Source organism: Ammoniphilus resinae, from assembly GCF_017873965.1.
Classification (GTDB): domain Bacteria; phylum Bacillota; class Bacilli; order Aneurinibacillales; family RAOX-1; genus Ammoniphilus_A; species Ammoniphilus_A resinae.
Genome location: NZ_JAGGKT010000001.1, coordinates 371582 through 386529, shown reverse-complemented (window position 1 = coordinate 386529; position 14948 = coordinate 371582). Strand labels below are relative to the sequence as shown.

Annotated in this window: 14 protein-coding genes; all 14 read right to left on the bottom strand. The window is 42.5% G+C overall.

Going from position 1 to position 14948, the window contains the following annotated elements; translation table 11 throughout:
- Nucleotides 1-25 precede the first annotated feature (25 nt).
- The 14 genes from clpX to J2Z37_RS01740 all read right to left on the bottom strand — a co-directional run bounded on the left by clpX (nt 26) and on the right by J2Z37_RS01740 (nt 14810).
- The gene (gene clpX / locus J2Z37_RS01805; RefSeq protein ID WP_209808324.1) at nt 26-1291 is read right to left on the bottom strand and encodes an ATP-dependent protease ATP-binding subunit ClpX; all 1266 of its coding nucleotides are present in this window, start codon (nt 1289-1291) and stop codon (nt 26-28) included.
- Between the two features lie 11 nt (nt 1292-1302).
- Complete coding sequence (clpP, locus tag J2Z37_RS01800) at nt 1303-1893, bottom strand: ATP-dependent Clp endopeptidase proteolytic subunit ClpP (RefSeq protein WP_209808322.1); 591 nt, start codon at nt 1891-1893, stop codon at nt 1303-1305.
- A 93-nt stretch (nt 1894-1986) separates the two neighbouring features.
- Nucleotides 1987-3279, bottom strand: coding sequence for a trigger factor (gene tig / locus J2Z37_RS01795; RefSeq protein WP_209808320.1), 1293 nt, complete (start codon nt 3277-3279; stop codon nt 1987-1989).
- Nucleotides 3280-3429: 150 nt separating this feature from the next.
- On the bottom strand, nt 3430-4482 hold the full coding sequence (locus tag J2Z37_RS01790; protein ID WP_209808318.1) for a tetratricopeptide repeat protein: 1053 nt from the start codon (nt 4480-4482) through the stop codon (nt 3430-3432).
- Between the two features lie 67 nt (nt 4483-4549).
- Nucleotides 4550-5146 (bottom strand): XTP/dITP diphosphatase, encoded by a 597-nt coding sequence (locus J2Z37_RS01785; protein WP_209808316.1) that lies wholly within the window; start codon nt 5144-5146, stop codon nt 4550-4552.
- 2 nt (nt 5147-5148) lie between these two features.
- Nucleotides 5149-5892, bottom strand: a complete 744-nt coding sequence (rph, locus tag J2Z37_RS01780) for a ribonuclease PH (protein WP_209808313.1) — start codon at nt 5890-5892, stop codon at nt 5149-5151.
- Between the two features lie 104 nt (nt 5893-5996).
- A complete protein-coding gene (locus J2Z37_RS01775) occupies nt 5997-7067 on the bottom strand; it encodes a GerMN domain-containing protein (protein ID WP_209808311.1) in 1071 nt (356 codons plus the stop codon).
- 102 nt (nt 7068-7169) lie between these two features.
- Entirely contained in the window at nt 7170-7973 is an 804-nt protein-coding gene (gene racE, locus J2Z37_RS01770) for a glutamate racemase (RefSeq protein WP_209808309.1), read from the bottom strand.
- Between the two features lie 66 nt (nt 7974-8039).
- On the bottom strand, nt 8040-9587 hold the full coding sequence (locus J2Z37_RS01765; RefSeq protein WP_209808308.1) for a putative polysaccharide biosynthesis protein: 1548 nt from the start codon (nt 9585-9587) through the stop codon (nt 8040-8042).
- Between the two features lie 134 nt (nt 9588-9721).
- On the bottom strand, nt 9722-11170 hold the full coding sequence (locus J2Z37_RS01760) for a CoA-acylating methylmalonate-semialdehyde dehydrogenase (RefSeq protein ID WP_209808307.1): 1449 nt from the start codon (nt 11168-11170) through the stop codon (nt 9722-9724).
- A 31-nt stretch (nt 11171-11201) separates the two neighbouring features.
- Nucleotides 11202-11966, bottom strand: a complete 765-nt coding sequence (locus J2Z37_RS01755) for an HpcH/HpaI aldolase family protein (RefSeq protein WP_209808306.1) — start codon at nt 11964-11966, stop codon at nt 11202-11204.
- Between the two features lie 13 nt (nt 11967-11979).
- Nucleotides 11980-12222: a YciI family protein gene (locus J2Z37_RS01750; protein ID WP_342453763.1), complete on the bottom strand. Its 243-nt coding sequence runs from the start codon at nt 12220-12222 to the stop codon at nt 11980-11982.
- Between the two features lie 261 nt (nt 12223-12483).
- A complete protein-coding gene (locus J2Z37_RS01745; protein WP_209808304.1) occupies nt 12484-14406 on the bottom strand; it encodes a sigma 54-interacting transcriptional regulator in 1923 nt (640 codons plus the stop codon).
- A gap of 173 nt (nt 14407-14579) precedes the next feature.
- Nucleotides 14580-14810, bottom strand: coding sequence for a helix-turn-helix domain-containing protein (locus tag J2Z37_RS01740; protein ID WP_209808303.1), 231 nt, complete (start codon nt 14808-14810; stop codon nt 14580-14582).
- Nucleotides 14811-14948: the final 138 nt, after the last annotated feature.

Sequence of the window (14948 nt, the reverse complement as noted above, 5' to 3'; positions counted from 1 at the left end):
CTGGCCAAAGCTCTTCTTTTGAAATCTAAGCACTTTCTTTCGGTTTTTCAATTAACCCCTGCTCGGTATACATTTTGGGTTCACTCTTATCCCGAACAGTCTCCTCAGTGATTACACATTTAACTATGTTCTCTTGGGATGGAAGGTCATACATAATATCCAGCATGATCCCTTCAATAATAGAACGCAGTCCACGGGCGCCTGTATTGCGTTTAATGGCTTCCTTAGCAATTTGCTTAAGGGCACCTTCGGTAAACTCCAGTTCGACATCATCCATTTCAAGAAGCTTCTGATATTGTTTAATCAAAGCATTCTTCGGCTTCGTCAAGATGAGGATTAAGGCCTCTTCATCAAGAGGTTCCAACATTGACATGACAGGCAAACGTCCAACAAATTCAGGGATTAGACCGAATTTCAGCAAATCTTCTGGCAATGCCATTTTGAGATACTCACCAGGCTTTAAATCGCGCTTGCCATCAGCACCCTCTGAACCAAATCCAATGACCTTTTTACCAATACGACGTTTAATAATTTGTTCAATCCCGTCGAAGGCACCTCCACAAATAAATAGAATATTTGAGGTGTCAATTTGAATAAATTCTTGATGCGGATGTTTGCGCCCCCCTTGCGGTGGAACACTTGCAACTGTTCCTTCAAGGATTTTTAATAGCGCTTGTTGAACACCTTCACCAGATACATCGCGGGTAATCGATGGATTTTCAGATTTACGAGCTACTTTATCGATCTCATCGATGTAAATAATCCCTCTCTCTGCTTTTTCCACATCGTAATCCGCTGCCTGAATCAGTTTTAACAAGATATTCTCTACATCTTCCCCGACGTATCCTGCCTCCGTTAATGAAGTCGCATCGGCAATAGCGAACGGAACGTTCAGAATTCTAGCCAACGTCTGAGCTAACAAAGTCTTACCGCTACCAGTAGGACCAAGCATAAGGATATTACTCTTTTGCAGCTCTACATCATCAATTTTAGCGCCTGTATTAATCCGTTTATAATGATTATACACAGCAACTGCTAAAGACTTTTTGGCTTGATCTTGGCCAATCACATAATCATCAAGGAATTGACGGATTTCATAAGGTTTCGGGATTTCTTTCAGATCCACTTCGTCCTCTGTTCCCAATTCTTCTTCTACAATTTCTGTACAAAGTTCAATACATTCATCACAAATGTAAACGCCGGGACCAGCAACAAGCTTTCTCACTTGATCCTGTGATTTCCCACAAAATGAACACTTCAATTGACCTTTTTCATCGTTAAATTTAAACATGAAATCACCCCTTAGGCTTGATCTTTACGGGTGATGACCTCATCGATTAACCCGTATTCTTTGGCCTCTAGTGCACCCATAAAATGGTCCCGATCCGTATCCCCTTCAATTCTTTCCAAGGGTTGACCGGTTTTTTCAGCTAAAATTTCATTTAGTTGTTTTTTCGTTTTTAAAATCCATTCGGCATGAATTTTTATATCACTAGCTTGCCCTCTCACACCGCCTAACGGCTGGTGAATCATGACTTCACTGTTGGGAAGGGAATACCTTTTACCTTTGGCCCCAGAGGCAAGCAAAACTGCAGCCATACTTGCAGCAAGGCCAATACAGATTGTAGAAACATCTGGTTTGATAAACTGCATGGTATCATAGATCGCCATGCCAGCTGTAACAGAGCCGCCGGGAGAATTAATATACAGATGAATATCCTTATCAGGGTCTTCTGCAGCTAAGAACAATAACTGAGCGACCACTGCATTTGCAATATCGTCGTCAATTTCACTGCCCAGAAAAATAATTCGGTCTTTTAGGAGACGCGAATAAATATCGTAGGCTCGTTCACCACGATTGGTGGATTCAATAACCATAGGAATCAAAGGCATCTTTACGTATTCCCCCTTTCAGCCATTATATCATTTTTGGAAAAACAAGGCACGATATCATCTCGTGCCTTGTTTTTTCGTAATTCTTGATCTTTAAGCTACAGCCTTGCTGCTTTCTACAAGAAGGTCAATAGTTTTACGGATACGAATATCATTTTTTAGACCTTCTAATTGATCTTGAGCTGCAAAGATTTGACGGATTTCATCTGCAGAACGGCGATACATTTCTGCTAGGTTGTTGATTTCTTCATCTACCTCTTCATCTGTTACTTCAACATTTTCAGCTTTGGAAATAGCTTCAAGGGTTAAGGAATTGCGAACACGCCCTGTTGCATCTTCCTTCATCTGTCCTCTTAGCTGTTCTTCATCCAAACCTGAGAACTGATAATAGAGGTCAAGATTAATTCCTTGAGAAAGTAGACGCTGTTCGAAATCTTTCATCATATGATCTACTTCATGTTCAATCATAATTTCCGGAATGTCTATCGTTGCATTAGCAGCGACTTTTTCAATAACTGCTTGCCTCTGATAATTTTCCTTATCTTCTTCAGCCTTCTTCTCTAGCTTATTCTTAATATCAACTTTCAATTCTTCCAAAGTTTCAAATTCGCTAACATCCTTTGCGAATTCATCGTCAAGCTCAGGGAGGTTCTTACGCTTAATTTCGTTTAGTTTCACTTTAAAAGTAGCTTCTTTACCAGCTAAGTTCTCAGCATGATAGTTTTCAGGGAATGTTACAACGATATCTTTCTCTTCGTCTTTTTTCATTCCGATCACTTGTTCTTCGAATCCTGGGATAAAGGTATTGGAACCAATTTCAAGGTTGTAATTTTCGCCTGCTCCACCTTCGAAGGCTTCTCCATCAACAAATCCTTCAAAATCAATGATAGCATAATCGCCATTCTCAACAGATCCGTCTTCTACTACATTTAATTCTGCACTGCGTTCTTGCATTGTCTTCAATTCATTTTCAATGTCTTCTTCAGTGACAGCAAAATCTTTTGATTCAATTTCGATTCCTTTGTAGTCACCCAAGGCAACTTCCGGTTTCACTGTAACGGTCGCTTTAATTACCCAGTTTTGATCTTTTCCGATTTGTTCTAGGTCCACTTCTGGACGATCCACTGGGTTAATGCCAGTTTCACTGACAGCTTGTCCATAAACAACAGGGAACATCAGATCAAATGCATCTTGATATAAGGATTCTACACCAAAACGGGCTTCAAATATCTTGCGAGGTACTTTCCCTTTACGGAAACCAGGAATATTAACCTTCTTAACTGCTTTCTTAAAAGCCTGATCAATGGCTTCATTTACTTGCTCAGGTTCTACCTCAATGGTAAGAATTCCTGTGTTATTTTCAAGTTTTTCCCAATTTGCTTTCATTTTATTCTTTCTCCTCCTAAATAAGGTACAGATTCCGTATCAATCGTAAGCACCGAATTATTCATGGAAAGGATTCCATGGGTATATTTCAAATTATAACCACTTTATTATATATCATAAACCAAGCGGATATCAACCGCTCGTCTTCCGTCAGTTTTTCGGTAAATGTTGGTGAAGAATTTCATTGAGTTGACTATATTTTTTGTTCAAAGTCATGGGTGTAATTTTATAAAGTTCTGCAATTTGCCTTTTGGAAAAGGATTGGCTTAATAATTCACCTGCTGCAAGATGCAATGCTGCTGCCCAACTATTTGGCTTTTTAATGATCGGCTGGATCGGGAAAGAAGCGTACAAATAATCCTTCCAAAGCTGTTCAGCAAATGAAACCAACACAGGATCCTCATGGTAGGATGTTTCATACAAACAGTTCAGCACATTGTTCTGATCTGCTGATTCGTCTTCCAAAGCTTGGATATCGGAAACATCGAGAAGAAATTTCTGATCAAACTTTACAACTTCCACCTTCTCTGTTAAGTTAAATCTCTTTAACGCTTTTAAAGCAAAGGTTTTCAAAATCGGATCATAGTCTGGATTTTTCAAAAACACCTTAAACCCCTGGACAACAACTTCCTTTTCAACATACTGCAGCTGTTCAATCGCTTGTAATTGTTGATCGAATTCCGGATCATTTAGCTGGTCCAGTAATCTTTCTACATAGGTTGGATCTTCCTCCAGTTTTTCTTCAACGGTGTTTCGAAGTAAATCATTTTCCTCACCAATTTCCGGATGATTTTCCCTCATGACCAAACATGTTTCTAATATTTCCTCGAACTCCATCACCTTTTCCGGGGGTAGAGGGATATTTTTAAGGACACTTGTAAGAACTTCACATATTTTTTCATATTCCTCCAGTTGCAGCGACGAGGCAATGAAAAAGTGGAGAACCTCCGATATCTCACCTATCCCGGAAACAAGCAATTGTTCTGCCAGTTCTACCGCTTCGCGGTACATTCCCTGTTCATAATAAGCCATGTTCAATCCAATCATGGCCGGGTAATGGTCCGGATCTAATTGCAGGACCTTCTGAAAATGATTCTGTGCTTCCTGATATCGCCCTCTATCCCTTGCTTCATAAGCGAGTTCCAAATGTCTCTGGGCCAAATTGGGGAAGAACAAAACGTTTCCCTTTTTTACGATCTTCATATGTACTCCTTTATCCAGGGCGGAAAACAAAAAATGAAAAAGAAGGTTTTCACCCTCTTTTCCCTTTTCATAACCCCTTTTCGATCCTTGTAAGAAATTGACGCATAGCCTGTCCGCGATGACTGATTTGATTTTTTTCTTCCTTTGTTAACTGAGCCATTGTTTTCCTTAACTCGGGTAAAAAAAAGAGCGGATCATAGCCAAATCCATTACTTCCTGTTGGGCTGCGCAAAATCTGACCCCCACATGTTCCTTCACATGTCCAGGTTTCTTCTCCGGGAATAGCCAAAGCAAGGACACAGTGAAAAGACGCAAAACGTTCTCCATCTGGTACATCATGAAGGGCGTTGATCAGCTTTTGATTATTTTCCTCATCTGATGCATGTAAACTGGCATAACGAGCTGAATACACACCTGGCTGTCCGTTTAATGCTTCCACTTTCAGCCCAGAGTCATCAGCTAGCGCAGGTAGTTGTAGATATTCGGAAATCGTTTCGGCCTTTTTCTTTGCATTCTCGATAAAGGTCTGGCCATCTTCAACGACCTCAGGACATTCCGGGAATTGGTCGAGACCAAGCACCTCAATATCAAACCCTTGAAGCATGTGCTTCATTTCTTCTATTTTTCCGTTATTTCTTGTTGCCAAAACCAGTTGTCTAGCCATGCTTAAGCTTCTCCTCCGATAAATAATACCCAATCAGACAAGACTTCTTTTTGTTTGGAGACCAGCTCGTCAATCCCTTTTTTCCCCAACTCCAACAATCCAGTCAGCTGTTCACTAGAAAAGGGAGATTCCTCACCCGTTCCTTGCACCTCGACAAACTGCCCTTTTCCTGTCATTACAATATTCATATCCACTTCAGCACTCGAATCCTCTACATAAGCTAAATCCAACACCAGCTCATCATTCACGATTCCCACGCTTGTAGCCGCAAGAAAATCTATGATGGGAAGCTTTTCCCACCCATTCTTTTCCTTTAGTTTTCCCAATGCATCAACCATGGCAACGAAGGCCCCTGTGATGGAAGCTGTTCTAGTTCCTCCATCAGCCTGTATGACATCGCAATCCAGCCAAACAGTTTTTTCTCCTAATCTTTGGAGATCAACCACGGAACGCAAGGCACGACCAATCAATCGCTGAATTTCCATTGTTCTGCCGCTTAATTTTCCTTTACTAGACTCCCTGATATTTCTCGTTTCCGTAGCCCGTGGCAGCATGGAATATTCCGCTGTAATCCAACCCTTCCCTTGACCGCGCATAAAAGGGGGGACTTTATCCTCAATTGAAGCCGTACAGATGACTTTTGTATCACCAATCTCAATAAGTACGGAACCTTCCGCGTGTTTTATGTAATCCTTCGTTATTTTTATAGGTCTTAATTCATTGCTACGCCGTTGATCTGGTCTCATCAACCATCCCTCCCAACTAAATACTGGCTTATTATAACATTATTTACCACATGGCTACAGCTAAACATCGAAAAAAGAAAAAGAGGTGTTTTTCACCTCCCACCTCATAGCTTGCTTGGATTTACATAGTCTGGGCGCGATACAGGCTTGCTAAAGTCCTTATCACCAGCTGTAACATTCGCTTTTCCATTGACCATAAATTGAACCTTGCCAGCTCCCGTATTTTCAGTTAGGGATAACAAAACGGAATCCAGTGCAGCCGGATTGGCCTTGCCATCGTTAAAGCTTAAAAGCTTATCATCAAAGTTAACGACCGCTACCCCATTTTCAACTTGCACTCCAAGGATCTTCGTCGTTGGAAGCATCACTGGGAAAAGATTTGTACCTTGTTTTGGCCCCTTAATCAACTCTTCCACTGTTGCCAGTGCAGGATCCTCGGAACGTGGGATGAGCCTAGTAACAGGCACATAATAGTTTGTACTATCTGCACTTTCACCCTGGAAGTATAAAGTAACCGGTGTGGTTTCACCCATCGTTACATTATTTGTCAATTCTAGATTAATCCCATTCTCACGTGTTAATGAGGAAATGGGGGTGCCATTTACCGGCATAACATCCTGCGGGTACCCATTGATCCATACATTGACCTCTTTGATTGTATTAAAACTAGTCAAGGCAAAGGTTAATGCATCCACAATTTTTCTCTCATCCTTCGGATCATATTTGCCAAATTCAGGCGAGAAGTCTACGGTTGCTACACCTTCTTTAATTGTCATTCCAAGGATTTTTGTTCCTTCTGGGAGTACAGCGTTGAATCCTTCGGGAAGCATAGATTCAACCGGGCCGCCTTTCACCATGTAAGTAAGCATTTGGGTTGCTGGTTCTGCTGACTTCGGCAGGCTTAAAGAAAGTGGAACAACGTACCCGTCAGGGTCTAGAGCATAAACTGGCCTTGTAACACTTTGCTCCACCGCTGCCATTTCTTTTTCTGTCCCTTCCTCAGGGGTCACTTCAATCGTCACTTCTTTGCTTGGACCTAAAGGTTTGCTCTGTGACATTTGTGGCGGGTCAATTTGCTGCGGGCTTGACGATTCCTCCGGACCAAAGAGACCGCAACCAGATAAAAGAATGACAGTAGATAACGCTGTAGACATTGCTACATATTTCCGAGACATGTGTTTCCCTCCTCAAGGTGTTTTGTAATACTATGTATACGAGCCTTGAGGAGTTTTATACTAACTTTTTGTCCCAAAAAATGTACAACTTTTCTTTTTTAGCTAGTTTCCAAGATCCGCTTGAAAAATTCGGTAACTATCAGTAATGAAAGTGGAGGCCATTTCATCCATCACTGTGGGATCTCCGCTGACAAAAAGTTTATGCTTTGGTTTTTCATTGCCTTCTCTTTCCCTTAGCAGACCACGATAATAAAGTACAGTACTTAGTTCAAGCGCCGTTTCTTCTGCTGAACTAATTAATTTGACCCGTTCTCCTAACACTTTCCCTATAATGTCTGTTAAAAATGGGTAATGTGTACAGCCAAGGATTAGCGTATCAATCGGTAAATCCTGTAACGGCTGCAAGGACTCCTGAACAATTCGAAAAGCATATTCCTTATCATGGATCCCGGATTCTACCAACGGAACAAGTTTGGGACAGGCAAGACTATAGACTTCTGCCTTGGGGTTCAACCGGTTTAAGGCCTTCTCATAGGCCCCACTGCGAATCGTCCCGATGGTCCCAATAACCCCTACTTTTCCCGTCTTTGTTTCTTTTAATGCTGCTCTGGCCCCCGGGTCAATCACTCCGATCACTGGAATCGGAGATTCCTGTTCAATTTCCTTCAACACGACCGCGGTTGCCGTATTACATGCAATAACAAGTGCCTTCAAATGAAATTGGTCCAAAAAACGAATCATCTGGAGCGTATAAGCCTTCACTTCTTCTTTTGGTCTTGGCCCATATGGACAGCGGGCAGTATCACCAAAATAATAAATAGATTCCCTGGGCAACTGCCGCATGATTTCTTTTGCCACGGTTAATCCGCCTACTCCGGAATCTATCACACCTATATGATTTTTCAAGTTGTCTCATCTCTCTTTTAGTATGCTGCTATATCCTATTCAGGTGGAAAGAAAACTCTACCCTTTTTAGCGTTTTTTCATGAAACGCTGTAAGATCTGCTGAAAGTCTTTCTTGGTGATGACCCGAAAGAGCATGAGGCCAATCACATAGCTAATGATCCCGATGCCAATCGTTATGCTTAACGAATACAGAGCAGCACCTCTTGTGTGTGAGGTGGATGCTGTTAAATTCCCGTAATTGCACAGTATCAATATTCCTCCCATCAACAGGGATGGAAGAATCCACCGGGCGATTTCCTTGGCGGAAAGCAAACGAAGGCTTGGATGAAAATAGCGAATAGTCCATATGCTTACCAGGGCTATGAGGGCATAAGTAATGACCGTTGAATAAGCGGCCCCCAAGATCCCGTATATCGGTGTTAGCCATAGGTTGAACACCACTTTGAGCACTATCCCCACTGCTAAGAAAATCGCAGGCCAGCTTGCTTTTCCTAACCCTTGCAAAATCCCCGAAGCACTAACTGCAAGCGACAAAAATAACGTCGAAACAGCTAATACCGCAAGGGCATTGCTGCCTTGGCCATCTCCGTAAAACAACACATTTAATGGTTGAGCAATAAGCATCATCCCGATACTGGCAGGAATTCCGATGAGCAGGGAAATTTTTAGCGTATTGCGAATTTGGGTATCCTTTTCAGCGTTTGTGCGCGCTGAGGATAAGGCTGGAACGACTGCTACAGAAAGACCTGTTGCATAGAAGGCGGCAAATTGTACAATTGGCACCCCACGGCTATAGACACCAAATTCCTTGGTTGCCTGAGCAGCCATCTCGCCAGATGTCTTCAACATATTAATGATCGTTAATGAGTCGACCATCCCCAAAACAGGGATCATTAGCGTACTCAGACTTACAGGAATGGCAATCGCCAGGATTTTCTTGATATATCCACTGTGTTCCAGTGTTTGTGCTGATCCGATTGTTCGATGCCGTAGATAACCAACAACCAGAATTAGAAAAGCCACTGAAACACCTGCTACACTGCTGAAAGCTGCTCCAGAGGCAATAACTTCCATTGTTTTCCCGGATTTTAGAAACCAATAAACCAGAAAGATCATAGTGAATACCCTGGCAAATTGCTCAATCACTTGGGAAACGGCGGATAGCTGCATTAACTGAAACCCGTAAAAATATCCACGCAGAACCGCGACAAACGGGACGAGCAGCATGGCATAGGCAATCGCCTGAATGGATAATGTCGTTCTGAGGTCTCCGATCCAAAGGGCAATCGTTTTTGAACCCATGAATAGAACGGCAAATCCTAGTAAGGCCACAACAATCATACTTCTAATTGCCGATCTTGTAATTGGAGCGACCTCACCCCGCTGACCTGATGAAACTTTTTCAGAGATCAATTTCGATAGAGCAATCGGGATACCCGATACAGACAAAATTAGTAGTGTATTATAAATAGGAAAAACAGCCTGATACAGAGCAAGTCCTTCATCCCCAGCAAGATGTTTAAGAGGGATCACATAAAAAACCCCCAACAGCTTGGAAATGAAGGCAGCTGCACTAAGGATCAGGGCTCCTTTGAGAAATGATGATCCAGCCACGCGAAGCCCAACCTTTCTAAAAAAATTACATCCCATTATAGCACATTGGAATCGGCTTTGTGATTTTTTAGATTTAGCGGGGCTAAGCCAGGCTAAAAATGAAAAGGGGTGCCCAAATGGACACCTCTTTCTCATTACCAGCGCGTCGTTATCATCTTTTTACGTGTATAAAACTCCACTCCATCTGAACCATTGGCATGAAGATCCCCATAGAAGGAGTTCTTCCAGCCAGAGAACGGGAAGAAAGCCATAGGAGCAGGCACACCCAAGTTTACGCCCAGCATTCCTGCATCGATTTCATCGCGGAATTTGCGTACATTGCCCCCATCTTTGGTATAAATACAGGCTCCGTTGGCAAATTCCGACTGGTTGGTTAGCTCTATGGCCTCATCCAATGTATCCACTCGGACAATTGATAAAACGGGGGCAAAGATCTCATCCTGCCAAATCTTCATGTTTGTTTTCACATGATCGAAAATCGTCGGCCCGACAAAATAGCCCTCTTTGTCTTCGATTACATCCTTTCGTCCATCGCGGACAAGGCTAGCCCCTTCCTCTGCCCCAATCTCAATATATTTAAGGGTTTTCTCTTTATGTGACTCACGAATCACCGGGCCCAAAAACACACCTTCTTCAAGTCCATTTCCGATTTTGATTTCATCTGCCGCTTGAACCAATTTTTCCAAGAAAGGTTCAGCCACCCCTCCAACCGCAACAATTACAGATGCAGCCATACATCTTTCCCCGGCCGAACCAAAGGCCGCATTGATGATTTGATTTATAGCTAAATCCAAATCCGCATCAGGCATGACAATGGAGTGATTTTTTGCGCCTGCTAATGCTTGTACGCGTTTCCCGTGGTTGGCTGCTGTTTTGTACACATATTCGGCAACAGGTTGCGAACCGACGAAGGAAATCGCCTTGACATCAGAATGCTCCAATAAGCCATTTACGATATCCTTCCCACCGTGAACAATGTTTAGGACCCCGTCCGGAAGACCGGCTTCTTTAAACAGCTCAGCCAGTCGATTGGCGAGCAGCGGTGTGCGCTCCGAAGGTTTTAGAACAAATGTATTTCCGCAAGCAATCGCCAACGGGTACATCCAGCAGGGTACCATCATCGGGAAGTTAAAAGGAGTAATGCCTCCGACCACTCCGATCGGATAGCGGTACATCCCGGATTCAAGATTGGTTGCGATATCAGGAAGCTGTTTACCCATCATAAGGGTTGGTGCACCAGCTGCGAATTCAACACATTCAATTCCGCGCTGTACCTCTCCATAAGCTTCACCATAGCTTTTTCCATTTTCCAAAGTAACTAGACGAGCTAACTCCTCCCAATTTTCAACCAATAGCTGCTGATATCGAAAGAGAATCCTTGCTCGGCGGGGAACCGCTGTTTTGCTCCAGGTTTTGAAAGCTTCTTTCGCTATTGATACGGCTTGATCCAAGTCTTCGCGATTGGATAACGGGACATAAGCCAGAATGTCACCTGTTGCCGGATTAGGTACTGGTTCTGCCCTTCCTGATGTTGAGGTCACCCACTCCCCACCTACAAAATTTTTCAATGTATGAACACCCATTACAACTCTCTCCTCTCAAATTAAACTATTTTTAGATGTTTTCTTTTGTCATACGAACCAACTGGGAAAAGGTTTGTGACATCACGGTTGTCGCAGCTACAGCAACGTATGTCGCACCTCTTTTAAATTCATGAATAGAGGACTCGGTGTTTCCGGATAACGTCCCAACTGGAACTCCCATCTTTCTTCCCTTTTCGTACAAGTCAGTTAATACCCTTTGTACCTCGGGATGCTTTGCACCTTCAACTGTGTATCCCATACTTACAGATAAATCCGTTGGCCCAAGGAAAGCCACATCGATCCCAGGAACACTCATAATTTCTTCAAAGTTTTCTGCAGCTTCCATCGTTTCAATATGTGCAAGGATTAACACATCCTCGTTAGCTGCATCAAGATAGGCTTTTCCGGAATCTTTGCCGAACCGAGCGGCACGAATGGAATAGGCGGTCCCTCTTTGACCGATCGGAGGAAACTTGGCTTTTTTCACGACCATCTCCGCATCCTCCTTTGTATTCACCATCGGCACATGGATTCCTTTTGCCCCCCGGTCTAAAGCCTTCTGAATACTAGAAGGATCATACGAAACCCTAACAATCGGAATCATATTCACATTTTCCGCAGTGCGAATCATATCTTCCAATTCAGAATAACTAAATGCACCATGTTCATCATCAATTACAACAAATTCAAAACCTGCATACCCCATAATTTCGATAAGAGCCGGAGAATAGATCCCCACAAATCCACCCAAACATGGTTCACCATTGATTAATTTTTGCTTTACGATGTTATTCATCCTATTTCGCCCCCTATTGGTTTTCTATGACCATTTCCCACTCGTGAATTTCGTAGTCTCTAGCTTGTTCTACCACATATGGATCTCTTTTCACGCAAGATTCAACCTGTTTGTATGAATCTGCTTGATAGATGACTAATTCCCCTGCTCCATCGACAAATTGTCCATGGGCGTAAACTCTGCCTTCCAATTTCAACTTTCTGAGAAACTCAAGATGCTGTGTTTGAAATCGATCGCTTTTTTCTGAGTTGAGCATCGGAAGGAAGACCGAAAAATATTTCAAACTCTGACCACCACCCGTTATTTACCTATTCAGATATTTCTAAAGCAAGAAGTATGCCAAGAGGTATGTTTTCGGTGGATACATCTCAATGGAAAAAGCCCTTCATGACCTTACCCTTATGAAGGGCTAATCTCAATCCGCAGGCAAGGTCTTCCTAGCGGTGGTTATAGAAGAGAAGTTCTATCTTAATCTGAAACACTTTGTTTCAAAAATACTATTTTGTTTCAAAGTGCATTAAATCGTTTCGATGTTTAACTCCCTAATTTTTCTCCACAAAGTTGTCCGACTGATTCCTAGTTCATTGGCTGCTTTTCCTTTGTTAAAATGGGATTTTCTCAGTACATGAACGATTCGTTCCCGCTCAGAGTAATTCGCTCTCGCTAGGGCACCTTCACTTTTAATTGGAATATCTCCTTCTTGTATATGAGGCCCGATCCATTTTTCCACATCAATCAAATCAATTGTCCTTCCATTACTCAGGACAACCAACCGTTCACAGAAATTTTTCAAATGACGAATATTTCCTTCCCAGTTGTGTGCAGTTAATTTTCTTTTAGCTGCATCCGTTATGGTTACCTCTGCTTGTCCCGCCATCTTCTCGTGGATAAATGCATCGACTAAAAGAGGTATATCTTCTCTACGTTCGCGCAAAGGCGGCAAGGTTAATCGAAGGATGTCGAGTCGGTAGTATAGGTCTTCACGGAAATCCCCCTTTTTCACCATTTGGAACAGATCCTTATTGGTTGCAGACAGAACCCGGACATCGACCGGAATTACTTTATCATCACCAATCCGCATAATTTCTCTTTCCTGCAGAACACGCAAAAGCCTGCTTTGCAATGTGGGAGAAATTTCACCGATTTCATCCAAAAATATCGTACCTCCGTGGGCCAATTCAAAAAAACCTTGTTTCCCACCTTTCATTGCCCCCGTAAAGGCGCCTTCAACATAACCAAACAATTCACTCTCCAATAAATTTTCTGGTAATGCGGCGCAATTGATGGCAACGAAGGGGCCGTATTTACGATTGCTGTGGTTATGGATGCTCTGGGCAAACATTTCTTTGCCTGTTCCCGTTTCGCCAATGATAAGAATATTTGAATCTACTTCACCATAACGCTTTGCTGTCTCGATCGTCTCGCCAATCTTCCTGCTTACATGCAAAATGTCATCAAATGTATGCTTCGCAATATGACCCCGCAAATAGATTTTTTTCCGTATCTTACGTTCCATCGCTTGAATACCCGTTACATCTTGAAAGGTAACCATATTCCCTACTTTTTTTCCCTTTAAAAATATTGCTACTTTTTTAATGGCAAGCTGGATCGCCTGGTATGTAATAATATGTTCGTGATAATCCTCTGTATTTAACAAAATCGCTCGCAATTTCCCCTGTGGCAAGACATCGTAAACAGACCTCCCTATTAACAAAGGTTCTGGGATGGACAGCGTTTGCTGTGCAGCCGTATTAAAGACAGTCACTCTTCCTTTCCCATCAATGGCAATAACCCCTTCGTAGGCGTGATCTAGTATGGTTTGATAACGTTTTGCCTTCTCTTGCTCTCGTCGGCTGACAAGCGCTAATCGTTTCGCCTCGCTAAGGGCTTGACAAAAAGATTCCTTTCCTGTACGTATCAGAAGGTTGGCAAGTCCTCTTGAATGGGCATAGCCACACGTTTTCACTCCGCTTAAAATAACTTCACATCCGTCATCTACTGCTTGATCCACCAATTGTTCAGATTCCTCATTATCGTTCATAATGTAGGACTGAATAGGCAAGCCAACAATATCGCTCAGTTCCTCTACCCCGTATATCATGTTAAGCGAACCAATGACAGCCACTTTTTTCTTTCCAAAACGAATTTTGCAGTCGTACAGACATCGAATCAAATCGATCCCTTGTACCGGAATATCAACTACTGGAATAAACTGAGTTTCCTTTAAAAGCTGCGCAGTAATCCCTCGCGACAATAAAACATCGGCATCCAACTTCAGTTTAATAACTTCATCACCAATGGCAACCACTTCCTCCAGTTCAAACACTATCGCTTCATCGTCAAGGTGATCCATTTCATTAAGATGCATATATTCATTGAAAATTTCAAAAGCATTTTCGATAAAGCCCTCACATGGAACTACTAGTTTGATTTTTATCACTGTGAAAAGACCTCCACGGAGTTTGTCAGTACAATTATTATAGCACGCCCACAATCTGCATAAAATTAGGAATAGGATTGAAAAAGAGGGTACCCAATTTTCATTGGGATACCCTCTTAGTTTGAGACCAAGTTGCACAGCCGATGGTCCTAAAAACCAACTGAAGATGAAAACTATTCGGGAAAACGTAGTTCTCCACATTTCAACAGTTCCACAACGGCTTGAGCTCTACCTTTAACCCCAAGCTTTTGCATGACATTGCTGATGTGATTGCGTACTGTTTTCTCGCTGATAAATAGCTGTTTTGCAATCTCTTTCGTGGTTTTATCTTGAACCAATAGCTCGAACACTTCTCGTTCTCGATTAGTGAGTAATGGTTTCGCTTTCTGATCGTTTCCCTTCAATATGCCACCCCTCCTTGCTATGGGCTCGATAACAAGGCTAAGGATACAGTCATAATATTGTATGACTGGGCATGGTTGGCGGTGCGGACTCCAGCGGGATTGGGCCTACGCCCACATTATATTCACAAAGCTTCAATT

Coding starts and splice junctions, on each gene's coding strand:
- J2Z37_RS01755 (WP_209808306.1), bottom strand. CDS start 11,966: ATGAATAACATCGTAAAGCAAAAATTAATCAATGGTGAACCATGTTTG.
- rph (WP_209808313.1), bottom strand. CDS start 5,892: ATGAGACCAGATCAACGGCGTAGCAATGAATTAAGACCTATAAAAATA.
- J2Z37_RS01750 (WP_342453763.1), bottom strand. CDS start 12,222: ATGCTCAACTCAGAAAAAAGCGATCGATTTCAAACACAGCATCTTGAG.
- J2Z37_RS01775 (WP_209808311.1), bottom strand. CDS start 7,067: ATGTCTCGGAAATATGTAGCAATGTCTACAGCGTTATCTACTGTCATT.
- J2Z37_RS01785 (WP_209808316.1), bottom strand. CDS start 5,146: ATGGCTAGACAACTGGTTTTGGCAACAAGAAATAACGGAAAAATAGAA.
- clpX (WP_209808324.1), bottom strand. CDS start 1,291: ATGTTTAAATTTAACGATGAAAAAGGTCAATTGAAGTGTTCATTTTGT.
- J2Z37_RS01790 (WP_209808318.1), bottom strand. CDS start 4,482: ATGAAGATCGTAAAAAAGGGAAACGTTTTGTTCTTCCCCAATTTGGCC.
- tig (WP_209808320.1), bottom strand. CDS start 3,279: ATGAAAGCAAATTGGGAAAAACTTGAAAATAACACAGGAATTCTTACC.
- clpP (WP_209808322.1), bottom strand. CDS start 1,893: ATGCCTTTGATTCCTATGGTTATTGAATCCACCAATCGTGGTGAACGA.
- J2Z37_RS01760 (WP_209808307.1), bottom strand. CDS start 11,170: ATGGGTGTTCATACATTGAAAAATTTTGTAGGTGGGGAGTGGGTGACC.